The sequence below is a fragment of the Bacillus sp. K7 genome, assembly GCF_053903245.1.
Genome location: NZ_CP096406.1, coordinates 2,603,611 through 2,626,469 on the forward strand (window position 1 = coordinate 2,603,611; position 22,859 = coordinate 2,626,469).

At 44.5% G+C, this 22,859-nt stretch carries 23 protein-coding genes, 1 tRNA gene, 1 riboswitch and 1 other annotated feature; of the genes, 5 read left to right on the forward strand and 19 right to left on the reverse strand.

Features of this window, described 5'->3' with window-relative positions:
- Positions 1-27: 27 nt before the first annotated feature.
- Genes leuB through ilvB form a run of 5 tightly spaced genes read right to left on the reverse strand, consistent with a single transcriptional unit; the run spans position 28 to position 5,980 of the window.
- On the reverse strand, positions 28-1,125 hold the full coding sequence (leuB, locus tag M1D98_RS13350; RefSeq protein ID WP_435576464.1) for a 3-isopropylmalate dehydrogenase: 1,098 nt from the start codon (positions 1,123-1,125) through the stop codon (positions 28-30).
- Positions 1,126-1,145: 20 nt separating this feature from the next.
- Positions 1,146-2,702 (reverse strand): 2-isopropylmalate synthase, encoded by a 1,557-nt coding sequence (locus tag M1D98_RS13355; RefSeq protein ID WP_121643019.1) that lies wholly within the window; start codon positions 2,700-2,702, stop codon positions 1,146-1,148.
- Positions 2,689-3,717 carry a ketol-acid reductoisomerase gene (gene ilvC / locus M1D98_RS13360; RefSeq protein ID WP_010330243.1) on the reverse strand — a complete coding sequence of 343 codons (1,029 nt, stop codon included), beginning with the start codon at positions 3,715-3,717 and terminating at the stop codon, positions 2,689-2,691. Before ilvC ends, M1D98_RS13355 begins: the two co-directional genes overlap by 14 nt.
- 23 nt (positions 3,718-3,740) lie before the next feature.
- Positions 3,741-4,259, reverse strand: a complete 519-nt coding sequence (gene ilvN, locus M1D98_RS13365; RefSeq protein WP_010330242.1) for an acetolactate synthase small subunit — start codon at positions 4,257-4,259, stop codon at positions 3,741-3,743.
- Entirely contained in the window at positions 4,256-5,980 is a 1,725-nt protein-coding gene (gene ilvB / locus M1D98_RS13370; RefSeq protein WP_268559452.1) for an acetolactate synthase large subunit, read from the reverse strand. The genes ilvN and ilvB overlap by 4 nt, the downstream gene beginning before the upstream one ends.
- 118 nt (positions 5,981-6,098) lie before the next feature.
- Positions 6,099-6,346, reverse strand: a binding site (T-box leader).
- Positions 6,347-6,773: 427 nt separating this feature from the next.
- Between ilvB and M1D98_RS13375 the strand changes: the two genes are divergently transcribed.
- Positions 6,774-7,088, forward strand: a complete 315-nt coding sequence (locus M1D98_RS13375) for a hypothetical protein (protein WP_121643021.1) — start codon at positions 6,774-6,776, stop codon at positions 7,086-7,088.
- Positions 7,089-7,272: 184 nt separating this feature from the next.
- Positions 7,273-7,728, forward strand: a complete 456-nt coding sequence (locus M1D98_RS13380; RefSeq protein WP_268522131.1) for a GNAT family N-acetyltransferase — start codon at positions 7,273-7,275, stop codon at positions 7,726-7,728.
- Between the two features lie 134 nt (positions 7,729-7,862).
- On the opposite strand, the gene M1D98_RS13385 is transcribed toward M1D98_RS13380, so the two are convergent.
- Positions 7,863-9,164, reverse strand: coding sequence for a Kelch repeat-containing protein (locus M1D98_RS13385; RefSeq protein WP_268522132.1), 1,302 nt, complete (start codon positions 9,162-9,164; stop codon positions 7,863-7,865).
- A gap of 222 nt (positions 9,165-9,386) precedes the next feature.
- On the opposite strand from M1D98_RS13385, the gene M1D98_RS13390 reads away from it, so the two are divergent.
- Both M1D98_RS13390 and M1D98_RS13395 read left to right on the forward strand, forming a co-directional pair.
- Positions 9,387-10,211, forward strand: a complete 825-nt coding sequence (locus M1D98_RS13390) for a YsnF/AvaK domain-containing protein (protein WP_268522133.1) — start codon at positions 9,387-9,389, stop codon at positions 10,209-10,211.
- A 131-nt stretch (positions 10,212-10,342) separates the two neighbouring features.
- Positions 10,343-11,493 (forward strand): IS3 family transposase gene (locus M1D98_RS13395; RefSeq protein WP_435576462.1). Its coding sequence is split into 2 segments (ribosomal slippage): positions 10,343-10,616 and positions 10,616-11,493, totalling 1,152 coding nucleotides; the frame shifts between segments, so codons are not numbered across the junction.
- A gap of 67 nt (positions 11,494-11,560) precedes the next feature.
- Here M1D98_RS13395 and M1D98_RS13400 read toward each other — a convergent pair.
- The 12 genes from M1D98_RS13400 to sdhC all read right to left on the reverse strand — a co-directional run bounded on the left by M1D98_RS13400 (position 11,561) and on the right by sdhC (position 20,487).
- Positions 11,561-11,634: transfer RNA gene (locus M1D98_RS13400), tRNA-Arg, on the reverse strand.
- A gap of 130 nt (positions 11,635-11,764) precedes the next feature.
- The gene (locus M1D98_RS13405; RefSeq protein ID WP_039074679.1) at positions 11,765-12,274 is read right to left on the reverse strand and encodes a YfcE family phosphodiesterase; all 510 of its coding nucleotides are present in this window, start codon (positions 12,272-12,274) and stop codon (positions 11,765-11,767) included.
- A gap of 15 nt (positions 12,275-12,289) precedes the next feature.
- Positions 12,290-12,886 carry an XTP/dITP diphosphatase gene (locus M1D98_RS13410; RefSeq protein WP_268522135.1) on the reverse strand — a complete coding sequence of 199 codons (597 nt, stop codon included), beginning with the start codon at positions 12,884-12,886 and terminating at the stop codon, positions 12,290-12,292.
- A gap of 12 nt (positions 12,887-12,898) precedes the next feature.
- Positions 12,899-13,636 (reverse strand): ribonuclease PH, encoded by a 738-nt coding sequence (rph, locus tag M1D98_RS13415; RefSeq protein WP_121643027.1) that lies wholly within the window; start codon positions 13,634-13,636, stop codon positions 12,899-12,901.
- A 110-nt stretch (positions 13,637-13,746) separates the two neighbouring features.
- Positions 13,747-14,847 carry a spore germination protein GerM gene (gene gerM / locus M1D98_RS13420; RefSeq protein ID WP_435576461.1) on the reverse strand — a complete coding sequence of 367 codons (1,101 nt, stop codon included), beginning with the start codon at positions 14,845-14,847 and terminating at the stop codon, positions 13,747-13,749.
- A 114-nt stretch (positions 14,848-14,961) separates the two neighbouring features.
- A complete protein-coding gene (gene racE, locus M1D98_RS13425) occupies positions 14,962-15,780 on the reverse strand; it encodes a glutamate racemase (protein WP_082246343.1) in 819 nt (272 codons plus the stop codon).
- A gap of 7 nt (positions 15,781-15,787) precedes the next feature.
- Complete coding sequence (locus M1D98_RS13430; protein WP_121643029.1) at positions 15,788-16,228, reverse strand: MarR family winged helix-turn-helix transcriptional regulator; 441 nt, start codon at positions 16,226-16,228, stop codon at positions 15,788-15,790.
- A 251-nt stretch (positions 16,229-16,479) separates the two neighbouring features.
- Positions 16,480-16,704 (reverse strand): spore germination transcription factor GerE, encoded by a 225-nt coding sequence (gene gerE, locus M1D98_RS13435; RefSeq protein WP_003184172.1) that lies wholly within the window; start codon positions 16,702-16,704, stop codon positions 16,480-16,482.
- Between the two features lie 114 nt (positions 16,705-16,818).
- Entirely contained in the window at positions 16,819-17,262 is a 444-nt protein-coding gene (locus tag M1D98_RS13440) for an acyl-CoA thioesterase (RefSeq protein ID WP_010329755.1), read from the reverse strand.
- Positions 17,263-17,320: 58 nt separating this feature from the next.
- Positions 17,321-18,082, reverse strand: a complete 762-nt coding sequence (sdhB, locus tag M1D98_RS13445) for a succinate dehydrogenase iron-sulfur subunit (protein WP_010329754.1) — start codon at positions 18,080-18,082, stop codon at positions 17,321-17,323.
- A 2-nt stretch (positions 18,083-18,084) separates the two neighbouring features.
- Positions 18,085-19,845: a succinate dehydrogenase flavoprotein subunit gene (gene sdhA / locus M1D98_RS13450; protein ID WP_010329753.1), complete on the reverse strand. Its 1,761-nt coding sequence runs from the start codon at positions 19,843-19,845 to the stop codon at positions 18,085-18,087.
- 33 nt (positions 19,846-19,878) lie between these two features.
- Positions 19,879-20,487, reverse strand: coding sequence for a succinate dehydrogenase cytochrome B558 (sdhC, locus tag M1D98_RS13455; protein WP_121643030.1), 609 nt, complete (start codon positions 20,485-20,487; stop codon positions 19,879-19,881).
- A 292-nt stretch (positions 20,488-20,779) separates the two neighbouring features.
- Between sdhC and M1D98_RS13460 the strand changes: the two genes are divergently transcribed.
- A complete protein-coding gene (locus M1D98_RS13460; protein ID WP_010329750.1) occupies positions 20,780-21,226 on the forward strand; it encodes a YslB family protein in 447 nt (148 codons plus the stop codon).
- A 44-nt stretch (positions 21,227-21,270) separates the two neighbouring features.
- On the opposite strand, the gene M1D98_RS13465 is transcribed toward M1D98_RS13460, so the two are convergent.
- Positions 21,271-22,500 (reverse strand): aspartate kinase, encoded by a 1,230-nt coding sequence (locus M1D98_RS13465; RefSeq protein ID WP_121643031.1) that lies wholly within the window; start codon positions 22,498-22,500, stop codon positions 21,271-21,273.
- Positions 22,501-22,627: 127 nt separating this feature from the next.
- Positions 22,628-22,807, reverse strand: a riboswitch (Lysine riboswitch).
- Positions 22,808-22,859 lie beyond the last annotated feature (52 nt).

Below are 22,859 nucleotides of genomic sequence, written 5' to 3' on the forward strand. Positions count from 1 at the left end.
TGAACTAAGACCGCTTCACGTAAGCTGTCACACATTAGAAATTGTTTTTTTACTCATTATTGCTGCCTTAACTTCCTCTGTAATGGCCTGAGTGCCGCTGAACTCTTCGCCTCGTGCCAAGTCTCTTGTTCTTTTTCCGGAAGTTAAAACTTTGTTAACCGCATCTTCTACAGCTTTCGCTTCCTCTTCAAGCCCGAAAGATGTTCTCAAAAGCATTGCCGCTGACAATATGGCCGCGAACGGATTTGCCATCCCTTTTCCGGCTATGTCAGGCGCGGAGCCATGAACAGGCTCAAACAGATGGAGACCTGAGCTTGATAGGCTGGCTGACGGGAGCATTCCGAGTGAGCCTGTAAGCATGGAGGCTTCATCGCTTAAAATGTCGCCGAACATGTTTTCAGTCACCACGACATCAAATTGATTCGGTGCATAAATCAGCTGCATGGCTGCGTTATCCACAAGCATGTGCTCCAGCTTCACATCAGGAAAGTCTTTTGCAACGTCCTCAGCCACTTCACGCCACAGTCTGCTTGATTCAAGAACGTTCGCTTTATCAACAGAGGTTACCTTGCCTTTTCTGGCTGCGGCCATTTTGAAGCCCTCTCTGATCACGCGTTCAATTTCCGTTCGCTTATAAAACAGTGTGTCTACAGCTTCCTGCTCACCTTCCGTGTTTACATAGCGCTTGCTCGGCTGGCCGAAATACAAGCCGCCTGTCAGCTCACGGACGATAACGAAATCAACGTGATCTATATATTCTTTTTTCAAAGGTGAAGCGTCGGAAAGGCTCTCAAACACCTTCACAGGCCGCAAATTCGCAAACAAATCAAGCTGTTTTCTGATGCTGAGCAGCCCTTTTTCCGGTCTGAGCTCTGATGGATTTTGATCCCATTTCGGTCCGCCGACAGCGCCGAGCAATATCGCGTCCGCGTTTTTGCAAGCCGCAACGGTTTCCTCCGGGAGGGGGTTGTTATATTCATCAATCGCCGCCCCTCCAATTAGGCCAGATTCAAATTCGAATTCATGATGAAAGCGTTCGGCAACACTTTTCAGGACGTCTGTCGCTGATTCTAATACTTCAGGGCCGATCCCGTCACCAGGCAATAGAGCAATACGTTTCTTCAAGTTAACCGTTCTCCTTTCTTTTATGACCCGACAGCTGTATGGTTTTTAAGTCCGCTCATATTCGACTGGAAAACCAATTGACGGTTGACTGCGTTCAAATAGGCTTTTGCTGAAGCTTCTAACACGTCTTGCGCTATGCCCCGCCCTGCTGATTCTTTTCCATTCACTACTACTCTTACATACACCTGGGCAAATGCGTCTTCGCCTTTTCTGTTAGACTGAATGCGGTAGTCCAAGAGCTCCACGTCTTTATCGATGCAGCGCTCAAGCGTGTTGTAGATCGCTTCCACGCTTCCGGCTCCAGTTGCCGCTTCCTGAATAAGCTCTGCGTTTTCTTGATTTTTCAAAGAAAGGGTTGCTGTAGGAACCTGACTTGTTCCGTAATGCACTTGCAGAGAAAGAAATTCATACCCAATCTTGCGGTCTGTTACTTTTTCTTCTAAAATAAGAGAAACAAGATCCTCATCAGTGATTTCTTTTTTCTTCTCAGTCAACTCTTTGAACATCGTAAAGAATTTATTAATCTCTTCACTATCAAATTGGAACCCTAAAGCAGTCAGACGGTCTTTAAATGCGTGGCGTCCGGAATGTTTACCCAGGACAAGCGCATCTGCTGTTACACCTACAAGCTCCGGTGAAATAATTTCATAAGTCGATTTTTCTTTTAAGAAGCCATCCTGATGGATGCCCGATTCATGTGCAAATGCATTATCGCCCACAACCGCTTTATTGCGCGGAACAGCCATGCCTGTCAGCTTGCTTACCAAATCGCTTGTTCGCTTAATTTCGTTCATTGTAATGCCTGTTTCAACTTGATAGAAATCTTTTCTGATATGAAGGGCAACGGCAATTTCTTCTAATGCGGCGTTACCGGCTCTTTCACCGATCCCGTTGACAGCACATTCGATTTGATCAGCGCCACTTTCAATCGCAGCAAGAGAGTTTGCGACCGCCATTCCCAAATCATCGTGACAGTGGGCTGAAAGCTTTGCTTGATGAATGTTCGAAACGTTTCCCCTCATATATTTAAAGATATTTCCGTATTCTGCTGGAGCCAGGTAGCCGACTGTATCCGGAAGATTGATCACACTGGCGCCAGCGTCAATGACTTTCTCGACGATTTCCGCTAAAAACGGCAGTTCAGTGCGGCAGGCATCTTCAGCTGACCATTGCACAACCGGAAAACGCTCTTTTGCGTATTTCACCATTTCAACGGCTCTTTCGATGACTTGCTCGCGAGTCATGTTCAGCTTGTGTTTCAAATGAATGTCCGATGTGGCAATAAATACGTGAATTCTCGGGTAAGCACCATCTTTTAACGCTTCCCAAGCAGCATCAATATCACCCTTTACACAGCGGGCAAGACCAGTCACCGAGCAATTTTTAATGGTTCTTGCGATTTCCTGAACAGCTAAAAAGTCACCTCGGGACGAAGCGGGAAACCCCGCTTCAATGATATCTGCCCCGAGTCTTTCGAGCTGCTTTGCTATGGCAAGTTTCTCCTGTGTATTTAAGTTCACGCCAGGGGACTGTTCACCATCACGAAGCGTCGTATCGAAAACATTAATTTTGCGCAACGGAGACCACCGCTTCCTTCTTCTTGCCTTGTTTCACAAACGGCATCATTTCACGAAGCTTTCTTCCCACCACTTCGATTTGATGTTCGTTTTCGCTCGCGTTGATAGCGTTGAAACGAGGACGGTTTACTTGGTTTTCGACGATCCACTCTTTTGCGAATGTACCGTTTTGGATATCTTTTAATACTTCTTTCATCGATTCTTTTACTTGAGCATCAACAACGCGCGGTCCTGATACGAAATCTCCCCACTGTGCTGTGTCAGAGATTGAATATCTCATGCCCGCAAGCCCTTCTTCATACATAAGGTCTACGATTAGTTTCAGCTCGTGAAGACACTCGAAGTATGCAAGTTCAGGCTGGTAACCTGCTTCAGTTAATGTTTCAAATCCAGCTTTTACAAGCGCGCTTAATCCGCCGCAAAGAACTGCTTGCTCACCGAACAAATCCGTTTCTGTTTCTTCTTTAAATGTCGTTTCCAAAACGCCAGCTCTCGCGCCGCCGATTCCTTTTGCATACGCAAGGGCTTTGTCTCTTGCTTCTCCAGTCACATCTTGGTAAATCGCGAACAATGCCGGTACGCCAGCTCCTTGCTCATATGTTCTTCTGACCAAGTGTCCTGGACCTTTAGGCGCTACCAAGAAAACATCTACATCCGCTGGCGGAACGATTTGATGGAAATGAACGTTAAATCCGTGAGCGAACACCAATGATTTTCCAGCTGTCAATTCCTCTTTAATTTCAGCTTCGTAAACTTTTTGCTGCTGTTCATCCGGAAGCAGCACCATGATGATTTCCGCTTGGGCTGCCGCTTCTTTTACTGTAAATACTTTATGTCCGTCTTCTTGGGCCTGTGTGAAAGATTTTCCTTGTCTAACACCGACGATCACGTCAACTCCGCTTTCTTTAAGGTTCAGGGCATGTGCATGGCCTTGTGAACCGTACCCGATAACCGCTACTGTTTTCCCAGCCAATACGTTCTCTTTGATATCACCGTTATAATATACTTTTACCATTTCAATCTCTCCCTTGTTATGTTTTATACAATAGATATTGTTTTATTGGATGACGCCTTTTGCTGGGTTCCCCTCGCAAAAGCCGTTGTACCTGTTCTCGCGATTTCTTTAATGCCATAAGGTTTTAACAATTCAATAAGCGCTTCAATTTTGTTAGATTCGCCTGTCACCTGAACAACGATGCTGTCTCTGCTGACATCAACGACAGAGGCTCTGAACGGTTCTATCATTCCATTAATCTCTGATCTCGTTGACGGTGCGGAAACGACCTTGATTAAGGCCAGCTCCCTCTGAACAATCGATTGATTCGTGATGTCCGTGACTTTCAGTACATCAATCTGTTTGTTGAGCTGTTTTGTCAGCTGTTCAACATCATTTTCTCCATCAACGTGAACGACAAAGGTGATTCTGGAAACGCCGGTTGTTTCTGTGTGGCCAACCGTAATGCTTTCAATATTGTAATGTCTTTTTGTGAATAGACCGGTGATCCGGTTTAATACGCCGGAACGGTTCACCACAGTCAATGTGATAATTCTTTTCAAGGTTTCACCCCCACCATTTCATGCAGCCCTTTCCCCGGAGCAACCATCGGGAACACTTTTTCTTCTCTTGCAACCCGTACGTCAATGACAACCGGTTCTTTTGATGTCAATGCCTCTTCCAGCTTTTCTTTCGCTTCCGCATCTGATGAAATTCTGATGCCTTTAATGCCGTATGCTTCTGACAATTTGACGAAATCAGGCTGAGAAGCAAATTTAGATTCTGAATAGCGTTCTTCATAGAAAATTTCCTGCCACTGTCTGACCATTCCGAGACAAGCATTATTTAAAATGATAACTTTGACCGGCAGATTCAATTCGCGAATGACATCGAGTTCTTGGAGCGTCATTTGAAAACCGCCGTCCCCAAGAACCGCCACTACAGTAGCCTCTTTATCAGCCAGCTGTGCGCCAATTGCTGCCGGAAGGCCGAATCCCATCGTTCCAAGTCCGCCTGATGTGACCCATTTATCTGCTTGTTGGAATGGATAAAATTGCGCTGACCACATTTGATGCTGGCCGACATCCGTTGCGACAATGGCCTCGCCATTTGTAAATTGATGAATATATTCAATCAATTTCTGAGGTTTAAAGCCGTCTTCTTCATTATCTACATACCAGAGCGGGTACTCTTCTTTCCATTTGGCGAGCTGTGTTTTCCATTCGCTTGAATCGCTTTGTCTTCCGTCTTGTTTGATCAGCTCCTGCAGGACCATTTTGCTGTCTCCGACTACAGGAATCTGCGTTTTCATGATTTTTCCGATTTCAGCCGGATCAATATCGATATGGGCAATCTTTGCGTTTCTTGCAAAGTGCTTCAGGTTTCCTGTGACGCGGTCATCAAAACGGGCGCCGATACTGATTAAAAGGTCACAATCATGAAGGGCCATGTTGGCTGTATAAGTGCCGTGCATCCCCGCCATCCCCAAGAAAAGCGGATGGTCCGCCGGGAAGCCTCCAAGCCCCAAAAGGGTGTGTGCCACAGGGATTTGCTGCTGTTCTGCATAATTTTTTAATTCTTCTGACGCTTTTCCGTGCAATACGCCCGCACCCGCCAGAATCACCGGTTTCTTCGCGCTGCTTACCGCTTCGACAAGCTTGCGGATCTGCAAATAATTCGGCTCTATTGTCGGCTGGTATCCCGGGAGATTCATTTCATGATCGTAGCTGAATTCTCCTTCAATTGTTGCGACATCTTTCGGTATATCAATCAGCACAGGTCCGGGTCTTCCGGTTGTTGCAATATGGAATGCCTCTTTAATGATGCGCGGCAGATCTTCAGGCTGGCGTACCTGATAGCTGTGTTTTGTCACCGGCATCGTAATTCCTAAAATATCCGCTTCCTGAAATGCATCACTCCCGATAACGGATGTGGCTACCTGCCCTGTAAAGACGACTAGTGGCAATGAATCAATCATGGCATCCGCAAGGCCTGTAACGAGGTTTGTCGCTCCCGGGCCAGACGTGGCAATGACGACGCCCGGTTTTCCAGAGACTCTTGCGTATCCTTCCGCTGCATGAATCGCACCTTGTTCGTGACGGGGAAGGATATGTACCATCCCTGAATGATAAAGCTTATCGTAGATCGGAAGCACAGCCCCGCCCGGGTAACCGAATATCATGTCTACTTTCTCTTTTTTTAATGATTCAATCAGCATTAATGCTCCGCTCATCGTCTGTGTACATTTGGCAGATGCTGAATCCACCTGTACATTAGTCCCCATTTTCAGTTCCTCCTTTTGGATTTTCATCCTCTAAAGATCGTTTTATTAGTTTGATAGCTGACTATTCAATAAAAAGAGCCTTTCCACCCACAATCAGCCGCGCAGTGATGCGATAGCTAAAAGGGGCGAAAAGGCTCTTCTTTCCGCGGTACCACCCTTGTTTACGGCCTATTGAATCCGCCGTCTCATGGATATTTCTATCCGCTTTAATAACGAGTGAATCAAGTTCACCCGGCCAAGTCCTACTATGGTTTCAGACTGGCACTCTGAGGCGAGTTCACCTTGTAAAGCTTCGCCGGTTCTCAGCTACCCCGGTTCTCTGTGGAAAGCTTTATCAAGGCTACTTATCCTCATCTGCGCTTTTCATATTCAGCCCCCGAAACAGCTTTTTTCAGCTGTTGAAGAAGGTCGTTTGTTTTTTCATTTTTCAGAATCATATTGCGATCTTTTTTGCTTGTGAAGCTTGCGTTTATCTTTTGTTGAACTCATATTACGCCGCTTTGGACGCAGTGTCAACAGCATTTTTTAAAATTATTAGACAATTTTGATTAATCAATCTATATTGTATACGCTTTCATTATTGGTGTATAAGGAATTGTAAATGTTAAAAGTTTTTATAATTTTTTTATTAATCTATCAATAATACAACAGAATATCCCAATCCGATAGAAACATGTCATAAAATATAACGTGTTATCGTCTCGACAAGATTATAGGTATGGAAGATCGGATAGGCACTTCCATTACTCCCCCAGCATACATTGAAGGTATCTTGCAAAGAAAAGGTGATACGATGAATAAATCATTAGCTGATATGCAAGGGATTCCCTTGGGCTTTCCCAGCTTGCCTCAGCCATATTATCCGGCAGCTCCTGCCTTTTATCAGCAGCCATTTGGAAACATTGGGTACGGACAGCCGTACAGCCAGTCATACAGTCCCATGAGCACTCCATCTGCTATGTACTCTTCATTCCCATATGCATCAGGATTTTACGGACAGCAATTTGCAGGGGCTGGCTATAGCGGCCACGGGGTCGGTTTCGGTATCCCGGCGACGCACGCCGTTGGATTCAGCGGAGCACCCGGCGCTCACGTAGGGTTTCGATAGTAAGGCCGAACATTGTTTTCGGCCTCTTTTTTTCACTTTGAAATGCCTGATACAAAACAAATCATGCCAAACACGATTCATACCGGCAGATTTTCTGTCTTTCTATTTGGAAAAAGGACGTAATATGCATATGATGAAATCAGTTATGTTCTGAAAACCCGCGAATTTTTGAGGAGGAATAGAATTGTTTATAAAAATAGATGATGTAACTGGACACGAAGTGATTTCATTTGTGAATGAGCATTTACATAGCATGACACTCATGTCCCCGCCAGAAAGCATCCATGCTCTAGATGCAGAAAGGCTGAAAGGGCCTGAAATGACATTTTGGAGCGCATGGGAGGACAACGAACTAGCCGGCTGCGGAGCGCTTAAAGAACTGGACAGCAGGCATGGAGAAATCAAGTCGATGCGGACCGCTGCATCCCATTTAAGAAAAGGCGTTGCCAAACAAGTTCTCAAGCACATCCTGAGTGAAGCTAGGAAGCGAGGCTATGAGCGGGTAAGCTTAGAAACGGGTTCAATGGCCTCATTTGAGCCGGCAAGAAAATTGTATGAAAGCTTTGGTTTTCAGTACTGTGAACCGTTTGCTGACTATGTTGAAGATCCGAACAGTGTGTTTATGACGAAGAAGCTGTGAATTTTTATAGGATAGATAAGTGCAGAGGATTTTTGTCTACTCTTATATAAATTTCATCAGTTTTTCCTGTTAAAATTTAATAGAGTTAGTCAACAAAACCATCCAGCATTGCACTGGATGGTTTCTGTATGATTTTATTTATATTTATTCACTTCATACATCAAAATGTTTTTAAACACAACATAATCCTTTTTACTTTCAAAAGGCCCTTTGTTGTTGTCATGCTCATCTATTTCATAAAAACCTGGTCCCTCTCCAGCATCACGCTGTTTATACCATTTGAGGAATCCATTTACTTCTTTCATAGAAAGCTGATATTCTTTTTGCAAACCGTTTACCATGGTGACAACAAGGAGAGCGTCTCCGTCTTCTGCTGGTTTATCCTCAGAAGGGGTTGTTGGCTCTTTATCACTATCTCCCGAATTGTCCTCAGTAGGTGTTGTTGATCCTTTATCACTATCTCCCGGAGTCTCCCCCGCATCGGATGGTATGTTCAAATCCTTTAATGAAATTGACATAACTGATTTAAATCTAGAATCTGCATATCCAGCAAAACTTGATCGTGTCTCCTCCCTTCCACCGATTACATAAAGAGTATCATCAATAATGGCAGAAGAATGTGCGATTCTGTATGGCGCTTTAGGATTTGTTACTGCTGTAAAAGATTGACCATTAGGATCGTACACCTTAATTCTGTTTACACCTCCAGTCATCAGTATTTTCCCTTTATAAACAAGGGCAGAATAATACCCTGCTGTGAGCCCTGTACCATTTTTTGTCCAAATGTCCTTTTCTGGATCATAAGCATAAACGATTCGGGAAGAATATTCCCTTCCACCAAGAATATATAGTTTATTATCGATAACTGCTGTAGAAGCCCCAGTTACTTCATAATCTAACTTCTGTTTTTTCTCCCATTTCTTCGTTTCTAGATCGTAACTGTAAGTCGTTGCATATCTAGAATTTTCATAGGCTACAACATATATTTTCTTTCCAATAGCTTCTGCATAAATCCTATAAGCCGGAACCTTATTTTCAAAGGGGAGATCATCCGATTTTTCCCACGTATCTTTTTTTGGATCATATACTTCAACTGTCTTTACAACTCCATCGTTTGACATTCCACCCATGACATAAATTTTACCGTCAACTGTAACAGTCGCAGCTCCTCCCCTCGCTGTGGGCATGTCGGCTTTTCTTGTCCATTCATTTGTTTTAGGATCGTAGACAAACGTTTGATTCCCATAAGTACCTGGTTTTACTGTCCCGCCACCTATCACATATATCTTTCCATCTACCACACCACTGCTTGCGCCGACACGCGGCTCAGGCAAATCTGCTCTTTCTTTCCATTCAACTGTTTCCGCGCTAACTGTTTGAAGCGATTGAAACAGCGTCATAACGAATAAGAAAAAAACTATGAACCATTTTTTCAAAAGAAAACACTCCCTTTATTTAATTGTTTCACATAACAAATATCGGCATGACTATGTTTTTTTTCATATTCTTTCCGAAATATTCATTTTTCAGGAAATTATATAATAAAAGGTTTGTTCTAAAAACTTCGGATGCTTTTCATTTTGTTTATTTCAAAGTTCAGCGGGAATTAAAAACGACATGAACGATAAAATCTAACATTGATAAAGGAGGAGATTGATATGAAAAGCATAGTTGGCGTATACGAAACTCCGCAGGAAACCATTGCAGCGATTGAAGGCTTATTAACAAAAGGTTTTGATTCTGACGATATTTCAGTTGTGACAAGCCGCCGAGATACAGACGATCTTGAGTCACGTACTGGAACAGAAGTCAATCAGGCCGTCGATGCACATAAGGATGAATCCGATTCATTTTTTGATAAACTGAAAGATTATTTTGCAATGGATGATACTGCCGCACACAGCAAGACATTATCAGATTTGGATATTATGACTGGCGAAATAGACAAGTATCAAGAGGATCTGGATGATGGAAAACTCCTTGTGGCTGTTGATACAGACGCAGAAGTCAATCCGCCTATCGATAACGGCAATGCTCTTTCAGGCGGCCTTTCAAACACAAATGAAATGGCGGATTATACAACGAAAGAAGAAAAAACAATGCCGCTGCGGGAAGAGCAGCTGAAAGTCAATAAGGAAGATGTTCAAACTGGAGAAGTAGAGATCGGAAAAGAAGTGAAAACTGAACAAAGAGATATGGACATTCCGGTGAGACACGATGAAATTTATGTTGAACGCCGCCCTGTGGATGAAAATACAGCGGACGCTTCCCCCGTCAATGATTCGGAAGAGATCAGAGTGCCAATCGTTGAGGAAAAACTGGAAGTGACTAAAAAACCGGTTGTCACTGATGAAGTGGTTGTCGGAAAACGGACTGTCAAAGAGAATGAGCATATTTCTGAAACGGTGAAAAAAGAAGAGCCTCGCATGAACAAAGACGGAAAAGTTGATGGCTTGGATGATGATACACTGAATAACAAATAATCATCAACCTACAACAAAAAACCTCAAATCCTTTAAGGGGACTGACCCCATAAGATGAGACAAATAAAAACACCTTCAAGTTTGAAAACGGATGATTGTTATCCGAAATTAGACTTGGAGGTGTTTTTTCTATGGGGACAAGAGTGAGTTATCCGGTTGAAGTGAAACAGAAGGCTGTAGAAATGAGATTGGCAGGCGTACCTATGAAAGAGATCATGCAGGAGTTGAATATCAAAAATAATACGCAGATTAAGACATGGGTCAGATGGTATAAGGCTGGGGATACACATCGATTTGAACAGCCTGTTGGTAAGCAATACACTTATGGAAAAGGTCCGGAGTATTCTTCCGAATTAGAGAAACTGCAGGCAGAGATTCGTTACCTGAGACAACAGAATGAAGTTTTAAAAAAGTACAACGAATTGGAAAGGAAGTTGATAGCAAAACGTCAGTCGAACTTGTAGAAATATTGCACAGCACAATGACCGTGCAGGATATCTGTATTCATTTAGATATCTCTCGGGCGTCTTATTATCGTTGGAAGAAGAATATGATGAAGGATCATCCCAAACGCCATTTGGAAAAACAAATCGGCACGTTGTGCCGAGAGCACAAGTATCGATATGGATATCGAAAAATCACAGCCATATTAAAAAAGGGAATGTGTATTAACCATAAAACGGTTCAGCGTATTATGCAGAAAAATCAGTGGCAGTGCCGTGTTAAGGTGAAAAAGCGCAAGAAGAATGGGCAGCCATATGCCGTGGTCGATAATATATTAGATCGGAACTTTCAGTCTGATCGTCCTCTTGAAAAACTAGTAACGGACATCACGTATTTGCCTTATGGGCAGAAACAATTGTATCTATCCAGTATATTGGATGTATACAATGGAGAAGTGGTTGCTTTTACGATTGGAGATAAGCAGGACACAGCCTTTGTCTTAGACACACTTGATCAGCTGCCAAATCTGCCTGAAAGCTGCGTGTTACATAGTGACCAAGGATCTGTGTATACATCTTACGAGTATCAGAAAGCTGTTAAAACAAAAGGCATTACCATGAGCATGTCCCGCAAAGGGACGCCCGCTGATAATGCCTCCATCGAATCGTTTCATTCCTCACTAAAGTCTGAAACGTTCTATCTTAACAGCATTGATCGAACCACGACCGCCATCGTAGAACGAACTGTCATAGAATACATTCATTATTATAACAATATTCGTATTCAAACGAAACTAAACAACCAATCACCGATAAATTATCGACAATTGGCTGTTTAAAAGGTGTTTGATCCCTGTCTCAAAAACGGGGGTCAGTCCCAAGGATTTGAGGTTTTTCTTTTTGGTACGTCCCAGGAGAGATTCGAACTCCCGACCGACGGCTTAGAAGGCCGTTGCTCTATCCAGCTGAGCTACTGGGACATGTTTTGTTATTTCGTTTTTCGCTTTAACTATCAGCGACAAGATTTATTATATATGGGATGCAACAATAAGTCAACGGTTTTTTAGAATTTTTTTCATGAGGAAGAAAATTTTCTTCCTCATGACATTTTCATAGTGTGACACGGTTGTGCAGATCCTCAATTTCATGGCCTGCTTGGTCGTAAAAACGCACTGTTGCGGCATCATTTTCTAAAGTCAGTATAGCATAGCTTTCTGTCCTGCGCACCCTTGGAAGGCGGATGCTGCCGGGATTAATCATCAGCTTTCCGCGCAGCACTTCGCTTCCCGCGATGTGCGAATGCCCGAAACAGATCATATCCGCTCCGAGCTCCTCTGCCCGATAGTATACGTTTAACAAGGTCTGTTTTATACCGTGAAGATGGCCGTGTGTGACCAGTATTTTTTTTGAACCGGCATTCAAAAGAAGCTCGTCCTTAAAATCGCCCGCAAAATCGCAATTGCCTTTTACAACCTTATAAGGATCCAATGCCGGATGCCCGGTTTCGAGTTCAGAGTCTCCGCAATGAATCATGAGATCTACTTCCGCTTCATGCCGTTTCGCGATGGTTTGGAGTTCTTCTTCAAGCCCATGGCTGTCACTGATAATCAGCACGTTCATGTACAAGCTTCCTCCTTATGCCTTTAAAAGCTTAGACAGCTTTTTAAGCGCGTCAGCCCTATGGCTGATTTTATTTTTTTCATCACTTGTCAGTTCAGCCATTGTCTTATCTTTATCTTTCACGATAAAGATTGGGTCATAGCCAAAGCCGTATTCTCCTCTCGGCTCTTCAGCAATATACCCTTCCACATGGCCTTCGACTGTTTTTGTTTCTTCACCGGGGATACTCACAGCCAGCGCGCAGCGAAAACGGGCCGTACGCTGTTCTTTTTCAATTCCTTTCAGTTCGCCGAGCACTTTAACGATATTTGCCTGGTCGTCTTTCTGTTCCCCTGCATAGCGCGCGGAATAAACGCCGGGGCTGCCGCCAAGATTATCGATTGACAGGCCGGAGTCATCCGCAATCACCATTTTATTCACTGCTTTTGCAACAGCTTCCGCTTTCAAAACGGCATTCTCTTCAAACGTATGGCCTGTTTCCTCGATCTCCTCTGTGTATCCGATGTCAGCTAACGATTTGACATCATAGCCTTTTGGTTCAAGGATTTCTTTAAATTCTTTCACTTTTCCCGGATTATGTGTCGCAATGATTGCCTCTTTCATGATGATCAAGCCTTTCTATCATTATTTCAAATCTGGCAGAGAATCACCTAACACTTCTTTTTGTTTATCAATCAGTTCCTGAATGCCTTTTTCTGCAAGACCGAGAAGACCGTTTAGATCATCCCGTGAAAACGTCGCCTCTTCTCCGGTTCCCTGCAGCTCAACAAAACGGCCGCTGCCTGTCATAATGACATTCATGTCCACTTCAGCGGATGAATCTTCTTCATAATTTAAATCTAACAAAATCCCCTGTTCCTTATCAATTCCGACAGAGATCGCTGCAAGAAAATCAGTGATCGGGTTCGCCTTGATTGTTCCCGCTTTGAGCAGCTTGCCAATCGCAATTGCCATGGCAAGAAATGCGCCTGTAATGGAAGCGGTTCTTGTTCCGCCATCAGCCTGAATGACATCACAGTCAATCCAAATCGTCCGTTCACCGAGCTTTTCTAAATCTACGACTGCCCGAAGCGCGCGGCCGATCAGGCGCTGGATTTCCATTGTTCTGCCGGAAACTTTCCCCTTCGAAGATTCTCTGATCGTTCTTTGGTTTGTTGCCCGCGGCAGCATGCTGTATTCAGCTGTAATCCAGCCTTTTCCTCCGCCCCGCAAAAACGGCGGCACGCGATCTTCCACAGACGCGTTGCAGATTACTTTTGTATTTCCTGCTGTTATTAGAACAGAACCTTCCGGATGGCTGATAAAATCCAAATCAAATGTGATTGGGCGCAGCTCATCATGTTGTCTTCCGTCATGTCTCATGTTTTACCTCCGATTGTATGTACATAAACCATTTTTGTCCCGGAATTGAATAAAGAAAGAGGCAGCCGGAACGCTAACCTCTTTCTTTCTAGTATATCAAAAATTTCAATTTAAAAACTACCCGTATTCACTTGAGAAGGTCTGGAGACCGGTTCAGTGAGCTTTTCGCCTTTTTCATTGACAAGCTCCGATTTCCCGTTTACTTTGACGGAAACACTCTTTACATCCGGCTGTTCTGTTAACGTCAGCACAATACTGTTCAGCACTTCTGAAGAAATCATTTTTGTCTTTTCATCCGCGCTGCCGAATATGGATTGATTGAAATCTAACGTCACGCGACCGTCTTTGATTTTCGGTTTGCTGACCAGCTTTACGTCATCACTGAAATCTGTTAACAGCCCGCTCACCTTGCTAGGGCCTTTAGCCAATTCATTGATTGCTGCTGTGATGTCGTCTTTTTCCGAATTGTCGATCCGTTTTGTCACCGGCACGTAATACTCACTGTCTTCGTTTTCCGCCAAATAATAAACGGTGAGCGGATGTGTTGCGGTGAGATCATTTACGCCTGATGTTTCCATATTAATTCCGTCTTTACGGCTTAAATCATCTGAGATTGGCGTGCCTCCTACAGGCATCTCCTTCAGTTCATGGCCATTAATTCTAAGCTTTACTTTATCTATCGAGCTAAATTGCGTCAGCGTCCACGTCACGGATTGAACAATTTTCTGCTCGTCTTCCTTCTTATAATTTTTAAATTCATTAGAGAAATCCGCTATTGCTGTGCCGTCTTTTTTGATGTCAACGTTAACAGTTGTGTCAGCCGGCAATACGGCTCTGAAGCCATTCGGAAGAATTTCTGACACCGGCCCGCCCTGAACGAGGAATTCAAGCGCCTGCTTAGCCGTGCCTTCACTTTTCGGAAGAGGCAGCGTTTGCGCAACAACGTACCCGTTTTTATCAATGAGATAAAGCTCCCTCATGACTGTAGATGAGACTTGATCCGCTTTGGCGGTATCGCTTTTTTCACTTTCTGCTTTTTCGGCTGCTGTTGTATTTGAATCGGCCCCCGCTTCATCGTTCACGTATGTAACGTCTTGAGGCGGATCAATTTCCTCGGCTACCTTATCAGATTGGAACAAACCGCATCCGGATAAAAGCAGGGCAGAGGTGAGACAAGTGGCACCAATGACTGCAGGTCCTTTTTTCAGCATACTTTTCCCTCCTAAGGCTGTTTGTACTATTATGTATACGAGCCTTATTTGGAAATAGACCGAAGAATTCCGGCAAAACAGAAAAAAACCGCAACAAGACGTTGCGGGTCAAAGCTATTTTCTAATCGGTTCTTGCAGTGAGATGCATTCCACATGGCCCACCCCATGGCCAAACCAGTCGTCTGCGATTTTCGCAAACTGATCACGCGCTCCGGTTGTCAGGAACTGATGATTCGGGGCAACCGAAGACTGGTTCAGCAGCCCTTTATATGAAAGAATTGTGCTGACTTCCCGGGCTGTTTCATCGCCGGACGAAATCATGTTTACGTGTTCTCCCATATATCTCTGAATGGAATCTTTTAAGATAGGATAGTGGGTGCAGCCTAAAATCAGCGAATCAATCGATGTGTCTTTTAACGGATACAGCGATGTTTTGACAATCTCGTCTGCTGTTTTGTCAAGAAACTTCCCGCTTTCCACAAAAGGCACAAGGAGCGGACAGGCAAGGTTCTCAACCTTCAGATCAGGATTTAATGCCAAAAGCGCCTCTTCGTACGCGTTGCTCTTCATCGTATTTTCCGTGCCTATGACACCGATATGCTGGTTTTCCGTCATTTTTATCGCTGCTCTCGCACCCGGCTGAATGACTCCGACCACAGGGATGCCGACGCTGCGCCGGATGTCTTCCAATGCGATCGCTGTTGCTGTGTTGCAGGCGATCACGAGCATTTTAATATGGTGGTTTTCAAGTAGATAATTCGTCAGCTCCCACGTGTATTGAAGCACTTCTTCTTCAGGACGCGGCCCGTACGGACACCGTTTCGTATCCCCGACGTAGATAATATTTTCTTTTGGTAGCTGTCTCATGATTTCCTTTGCAACGGTTAAACCGCCAACCCCGGAATCAATGACTCCTATTGGTTGCTCCAACAAAATCGCCTCATTTTCTCTTCATTTCATGCTGCAGTTTCATCAATGATTTTTCGAAGATGGCTACTTCTTCATCTGTAAACGTTTCGAACATATCACGCAGGTATTCCTGCCTTTTTGTAATGACCTCTTGGATAATCCGCTCTCCTTCTGGCAGCAGATGTATCCGGACGACACGTCTGTCCGCCGGGTCCTTGACCCGCTCGACAAGGTCATTTTTCTGCATGCGGTCGATTAAGTCCGTTGTTGTGCTGCATGCCAGATACATTTTACCCGACAGTTCGCCGATTGTCATATCTCCCAATTCATAAAGCCATTGCAGGCCGACAAATTGCGGCGGCGTAATCGCATATTGGTTAAGGATTTCTCGTCCTTTTTGCTTAATGATCGCGGCAATGTGGCGGAGTGACTTTTCTATATCCGCAACATGCTCCAAATGTTTTGATGTCATTTGTCCATCCCTCACTCAAGGATCTCTTACGCACAAAAGCGTTCCGTGTCTATTTTCCTTCTTTTTTGAAGAAAATGCAAGACTCCGCAAGAGAAATGGAGGACTTTAGGCAAACAACACCAAACAGAAACATGTATTGCTCTATCCGTTGCCATCCAACTTTTTGCATAGCAAGCCAAACATGGTTTGAGAACGTGCCGAACAAACAGGAATAACCGGCTCCTTCCTGAAAGAAGGAATACCGGCAAGGATTAAAGCTCTAGTTCACCCATTCTAAGAAGCTCAACAACGGCTTGCGAACGCCCTTTCACACCCAATTTCTGCATGGCATTTGAAATATGGTTTCGAACGGTTTTCTCACTGATAAATAGCTCGCTTGCAATCTCCTTTGTTGTCTTATCTTGAACGAGCAATTCGAACACTTCTCTTTCTCTTTTCGTTAGCAGCGGCTTCGATTGAAATTCTTTCTCCTTCAAGTATTGTAACCCTCCTTGCTAAGGTGAGAGCGAATCAGAAACGAATGGGTTTGATATAGTCAAGATATCTTATGTAAGAAGGGCACGGGAGGTGACGTTTACAAGAGAATTAGTTTATGGTGCAGGGAGCAGCGTTTCTTTCTCCTCATCTGTCCAGCTGACAGCCCTGCCGCTTTCCTTTGAGACTTGGACCATCACAACGGCTCCGGTGAAGCACGGTTCGCCTTTGCGATTCTCTCCGAGATAATGCAAGGTAAGGGATGAGCTGCCGACGGCGCTTGTTTTCACATAGATGCGCAACTCTTCATAAGGCATGACTTGGCGCAGATAATCGCATTGCTGGCTTGCCACGACCGTTATGGTCTGTTTGTTTTCATTCATCATATTCAGCTTTTTAAAATAAGAAATCCGCGCCTCCTCAAAGTATATAAAAGGTGTCACATTATTCATGTGTCCAAACATGTCCGTCTCGGAAAATCGCACGGATACTTGATAAAAAAAAGAAAAGGACGATTTCCATTCTTGAAACGGCATGTCAATATAAGCGGGAATCTTCATCTTTACTCATCTCCTTATGGTTAAAAAACCTCTCCCATGCGGAAGAGGTTTTTTCTTCTTATACTCTGTCGCTTCCGAAGAAATTACGGAACGCTTGTAAGTTTGTATCTCTGTTTAAGGCTGCAATCGAAGTGGTGAGCGGGATGCCTTTCGGGCAGGACTGAACGCAGTTTTGCGAGTTTCCGCAATCTGCAAGGCCGCCGTCATCCATCAGTGCTTCTAATCGGTCAGATTTATTCATGGCGCCTGTCGGATGGGCGTTAAACAGGCGGACTTGAGACATCGGTGCCGGCCCCATGAACTTCGATTTGCTGTTCACATTCGGGCAGGCTTCGAGGCAGACGCCGCACGTCATGCATTTTGATAATTCATATGCCCATTGACGGCGTTTTTCCGGCATTCTCGGCCCCGGTCCCAAATCATACGTACCGTCAATCGGTATCCAGGCTTTTACTTTTTTCAATGAATCAAACATTCTGCTCCGGTCAACCTGCAAATCACGCACGACCGGGAAAGTTTTCATCGGTTTTAAGCGGATCGGCTGTTCAAGCTGGTCGATAAGCGCCGTACAAGATTGGCGGGGTTTTCCGTTTATGACCATTGAACATGCGCCGCATACTTCTTCAAGACAGTTCATATCCCATGTGACAGGGGTTGTCTTTTCACCTTTCACGTTAACCGGATTCCGGCGAATTTCCATCAGTGCGGAAATGACATTAAGGTTTGGGCGGTATGGTACCTCAAATTCTTCATCGTAAGGCGTGCTGTCGGTTGTATCTTGCCGTGTGATAATAAATCGTATCGTTTTTTGTTCACTCATGATTATTTCGCCACCTTCTTCTTCGAGTAATCCCGTTTCCGAGGCGTTATCAGTGAGACATCGACATCCTGATATTCAAATTCCGGCGCTTCATACGGGCTTACATGTTTAGCTATTGTTGTTTTGAGCCATTCATCATCATTACGTTCAGGATAATCCGGTTTATAATGGGCGCCCCTGCTTTCATTGCGGTTGTAAGCGCCAAGGGTAACCACTCTCGCAAGCTGAAGCATGTTCGAGAGCTGGCGTGTGAACATCGCCCCTTGGTTGCTCCATTTCGTCGTATCATTGATGTTAATCTTTTTAAACCGCTCCATTAGTTCCTGAATTTTGTCATCCGTTTTCAATAGCTTGTCGTTATGGCGGACAACCGTGACGTTTGCCGTCATCCACTCACCAAGCTCTTTGTGAAGAACATAGGCATTTTCTGTTCCGTCCATACTCATAATCTCAGCCCATTTTTCTTCTTCTTTTTTGACGTGAGCGTCAAATAAAGAGGAAGACATGTCTTCTGCTGAAGATTCTAAGCCGTTTACATATTTCACCGCATTCGGTCCGGCCACCATTCCTCCGTATATCGCGGAGAGCAGGGAGTTTGCCCCCAAGCGGTTGCCGCCGTGCATAGAGTAATCACATTCCCCGGCTGCAAACAGTCCCGGGATGTTCGTCATTTGATCGTAATCCACCCATAATCCGCCCATTGAGTAATGAACCGCCGGGAAGATTTTCATTGGAAGCTTACGCGGGTCGTCTCCCATGAATTTCTCATAAATCTCAATGATGCCGCCGAGCTTAATGTCAAGCTCTTTCGGATCTTTATGAGAAAGATCGAGATACACCATGTTTTCGCCGTTAATGCCGAGTTTCTGGTTGACACACACATCAAATATTTCGCGTGTCGCAATATCACGCGGCACCAGATTCCCGTATGCCGGGTATTTCTCTTCCAGGAAGTACCACGGCTTTCCGTCTTTATATGTCCACACGCGTCCGCCTTCACCGCGCGCCGATTCACTCATCAGTCTTAGCTTGTCATCGCCCGGTATGGCTGTCGGGTGGATTTGAATGAATTCTCCGTTTGCATAATACGCTCCCTGCTGATAAACGATCGAAGCTGCAGACCCTGTATTAATCATGGAGTTCGTCGATTTTCCAAAAATAATTCCCGGTCCGCCCGTCGCCATAATTACAGCGTCTGAACGGAAGGATTCAATTTGCATGTTTGTCAGGTTTTGCGCAACAATTCCGCGGCAGGTTTTGTCGTCATCCAATACAGCGCCAAGGAATTCCCAGCCTTCGTATTTTGTAACCAGACCCGCAACTTCGTACCTGCGCACTTGCTCGTCCAGTGCGTAAAGCAGCTGCTGCCCCGTTGTCGCACCCGCATAAGCAGTTCTGTGGTGCTGTGTGCCTCCGAATCGGCGGAAGTCAAGCAGGCCTTCTGGCGTCCGGTTAAACATGACGCCCATACGGTCTAATAAGTGGATGATAGAAGGCGCCGCGTCACACATCGCTTTGACCGGCGGCTGGTTCGCAAGAAAGTCTCCCCCGTACACAGTGTCATCAAAATGCTCCCATGGAGAGTCGCCTTCCCCTTTAGTATTGACCGCTCCATTTATGCCGCCTTGCGCGCAAACCGAATGAGACCGTTTGACAGGAACGATGGAAAAAAGCTTAACCGCCATTCCTGATTCCGCTGCTTTAATTGTCGCCATGAGGCCGGCAAGACCCCCGCCGACTACGATAATGCTTGATTGACTCATGATAGCCCCTCTCCCTCTAGTAATCTAGTACTCTTATACAAATGCAAAAATCGCTTTTAAGCCTACGTAAGACAGTGCAACAAAAATAATCAGCGTAACGTAAGTCGAAATTCTTTGAGAACGAGGCGTTACCGTGATGCCCCATGTAACAGCGAACGACCATAAACCGTTCGAGAAGTGGAAAATCGTTGATAAGACACCGACAATGTAGAAGCCAAGCATAGCCGGAGAGCTCAAAATATTCGCCATCATGTCAAAGTTGACCTCAGCGCCCATTTGCGCTGCAATACGGGTTTCCCACACATGCCAGCTGACGAAAATGAGGGTGATGATACCGGTTACACGCTGCAGGACAAAGAGCCAATTTCTCATATAGCTGTATTGACCTGCATTATTTTTCGCAGTAAACGCTATGTACACACCATAAATTGCATGATAAATTAATGGTAAGAAGATAATAAAAATTTCCAAGGCATACCTGAAAGGCAGACTATCCATAAAATGCGCAGCATTATTGAATGCATCAGCGCCCCTTGCAGCAAACTGGTTGACGACTAAATGCTGAATGAGAAAAATGCCGACCGGTATGACGCCAAGCAAGGAATGCAATCTTCGAAAATAAAACTCTCTGTTCCCAGACATTACTTTACCCCCTGTTTGATAAGTGCGAAATGTGCTAAATCTCTTCCCCCACTTCTTTCAATTGTAAGCACTTTATTAAGATTTATTGACAATTTCATTTTACTCCTCCCTCAAAAGGGCGTCAAGAAAACGCGTACATAAATTACAATTTTCCGAATTAATTAGTTGATTCAAAAATTTTATTTTATCAGTATATATTTCTCCCTTAAAATTTCATAAGAATTACAGGATCATTCTGTAATACCTCCCCCTCTTTGGGCTATAATATACGAAGGAGAGAGGGGAGACAGATATGAAGTCTAAATTTGAAGCATCTATTGATCATTTAAAAGAAATCGAAATGAACGCCTACGCCTACGAACTAATACGAGAGATCGTTCTCCCAGATATGCTTGGCCAAGATTACTCTTCCATGATGTATTGGGCAGGGAAACATCTCGCCCGTAAGTTTCCTCTTGAATCATGGGAGCAATTTCCGGCTTTCTTTGAAGAAGCGGGCTGGGGAACCCTTACAAACGTAAGCGCAAAAAAACAGGAGCTTGAATTTGAACTTGAAGGGCCGATCATTTCCAACCGGCTTAAACACCAGAAAGAACCATGTTTTCAATTGGAAGCTGGTTTTATTGCTGAACAAATTCAATTGCTGAATGAGCAGATTGCCGAATCATATGAACAAGTGAAAAAGAGAGCCGATAAAGTGGTTCTGACTGTGAAATGGGATTTGAAAGATCCAGTGTAATCAAAAAGGCGGTGACTTCAATAGTCCCGCCTTTTTGATTGTCGTTACACAGCTGAAGGGTGTTTTGAAAGCTCAAATGCATCGTGCAACGCTTCGACCGCTTTCACCATGTCATTTTCGCTTACGACTGTTGACACTTTGATTTCAGATGTGCTGACCATTTTAATTAATATGTTTTTTTCCGCCAGTACAGCAAACATTTCTGCCGCTACACCAGGGTTTGAGACCATGCCGGATCCGACGATGGATACTTTGGCCAATTTGCTTTCTGTCTCGATTTTCGCGAATTCAAGCGCGCCCTTATACTCTTCAAGCACTGCAACGGCTTGGTTTGCGTCTTCTGTTTTGACAGAGAAGGAAATTCCGGTCTGATTGTCTCCAGCTTGCGTTTGGATAATGATATCAACGTTAATGTTTCTTTTGGCAAGTGTTGTAAATATTGTAGACAAGGTTGTCAGGCCGCCAGTCAGCCCGTAAATGGTTACCCTTGTGATTTGGTCTTCGAACGCAATGCCTCTGACAATTAAATTTTGCTCCATGGATGATTCCTCCTCAATTAATGTTCCCGCTTCTGTTTCTGTACTTGAACGTACTTCTAACGGCACTTCGTAATTTTTCGCAAATTCAACGGCTCTCGGATGAAGAACGCCGGCGCCTAAATTGGCAAGCTCAAGCATTTCATCGTATGAGATTCCGGCAAGCTTTCTCGCTGATTTCACATAGCGCGGATCGGTTGTAAACACGCCGGGCACATCTGTGTATATGTCACATTTATCCGCTTTTAATGCGGCAGCCAAAGCGACTGCTGTTGTGTCTGAACCGCCACGGCCCAATGTTGTGATCTCGCAATTGTCCGCCATGCCTTGGAATCCTGCGACAATCACAATCTTTCCTTGCTCAAGCTGGTCTGTTAAAACAGAAGTGTCGATATCTGTAATTCTGGCGTTTCCGTGTACGGATTCCGTGCGGATTCCCGCCTGCCAGCCAGTATAGGACACCGCGTCATAGCCTTTTTCATGCAGTGCCATTGAAAGCAGGGAAATCGTGACCTGTTCGCCAGTCGCCAGCAGCATATCCATTTCGCGTTTGCTCGGCTGGCCAGTGATGTCTTTTGCAAGGCTGACCAATGCGTCAGTGGATTTCCCCATAGCTGAAACGACTACGACGACTTGATGGCCTCTCTGTTTTTCTGCAATTGCGCGGTTTGCCGCATTTTGAATTTTTTCGACTGAGCCGACGGAAGTACCTCCGAATTTTTGTACGATAAGACCCATGAATGACCACCCTTTACATTTTGGTTCGTGCGGGTGAGGAGAAAGAGCGCTTTGTCCACAATAAAAAAAGCAATGAGAGGAATTTGCTCTCATTGCTTATCAATTAATCATCATAAATGATTATGAACAACGAGATAGCCCTCCAAGAAAATGATTTCTTGACAGCCTTACATTTATTCAATGCACGGCCAGCAAATAATACCGATGGGGTTTTATTTGCTTCGGCGACGCTCCCCTTTCAGCCTTTTTCACAGAATCCATCTTTCTCCAAAGGCTTACTTTTGAAGTTCGCACCTCTATCTTCACCATATAACACGATCTAACTATGAAATTAGTTCACATTTTATCAGATCTTTTTT

Excerpts from the sequence above, each read along its gene's own strand:
- ilvC (WP_010330243.1), bottom strand. The coding sequence starts at position 3,717 with ATGGTAAAAGTATATTATAACGGTGATATCAAAGAGAACGTATTGGCT.
- ilvB (WP_268559452.1), bottom strand. The coding sequence starts at position 5,980 with ATGGGGACTAATGTACAGGTGGATTCAGCATCTGCCAAATGTACACAG.
- M1D98_RS13375 (WP_121643021.1), top strand. The coding sequence starts at position 6,774 with ATGAATAAATCATTAGCTGATATGCAAGGGATTCCCTTGGGCTTTCCC.
- M1D98_RS13390 (WP_268522133.1), top strand. The coding sequence starts at position 9,387 with ATGAAAAGCATAGTTGGCGTATACGAAACTCCGCAGGAAACCATTGCA.
- M1D98_RS13405 (WP_039074679.1), bottom strand. The coding sequence starts at position 12,274 with ATGAACGTGCTGATTATCAGTGACAGCCATGGGCTTGAAGAAGAACTC.
- rph (WP_121643027.1), bottom strand. The coding sequence starts at position 13,636 with ATGAGACATGACGGAAGACAACATGATGAGCTGCGCCCAATCACATTT.
- gerM (WP_435576461.1), bottom strand. The coding sequence starts at position 14,847 with ATGCTGAAAAAAGGACCTGCAGTCATTGGTGCCACTTGTCTCACCTCT.
- M1D98_RS13430 (WP_121643029.1), bottom strand. The coding sequence starts at position 16,228 with ATGACATCAAAACATTTGGAGCATGTTGCGGATATAGAAAAGTCACTC.
- M1D98_RS13440 (WP_010329755.1), bottom strand. The coding sequence starts at position 17,262 with ATGAAGATTCCCGCTTATATTGACATGCCGTTTCAAGAATGGAAATCG.
- sdhB (WP_010329754.1), bottom strand. The coding sequence starts at position 18,082 with ATGAGTGAACAAAAAACGATACGATTTATTATCACACGGCAAGATACA.
- sdhA (WP_010329753.1), bottom strand. The coding sequence starts at position 19,845 with ATGAGTCAATCAAGCATTATCGTAGTCGGCGGGGGTCTTGCCGGCCTC.
- sdhC (WP_121643030.1), bottom strand. The coding sequence starts at position 20,487 with ATGTCTGGGAACAGAGAGTTTTATTTTCGAAGATTGCATTCCTTGCTT.
- M1D98_RS13460 (WP_010329750.1), top strand. The coding sequence starts at position 20,780 with ATGAAGTCTAAATTTGAAGCATCTATTGATCATTTAAAAGAAATCGAA.
- M1D98_RS13465 (WP_121643031.1), bottom strand. The coding sequence starts at position 22,500 with ATGGGTCTTATCGTACAAAAATTCGGAGGTACTTCCGTCGGCTCAGTC.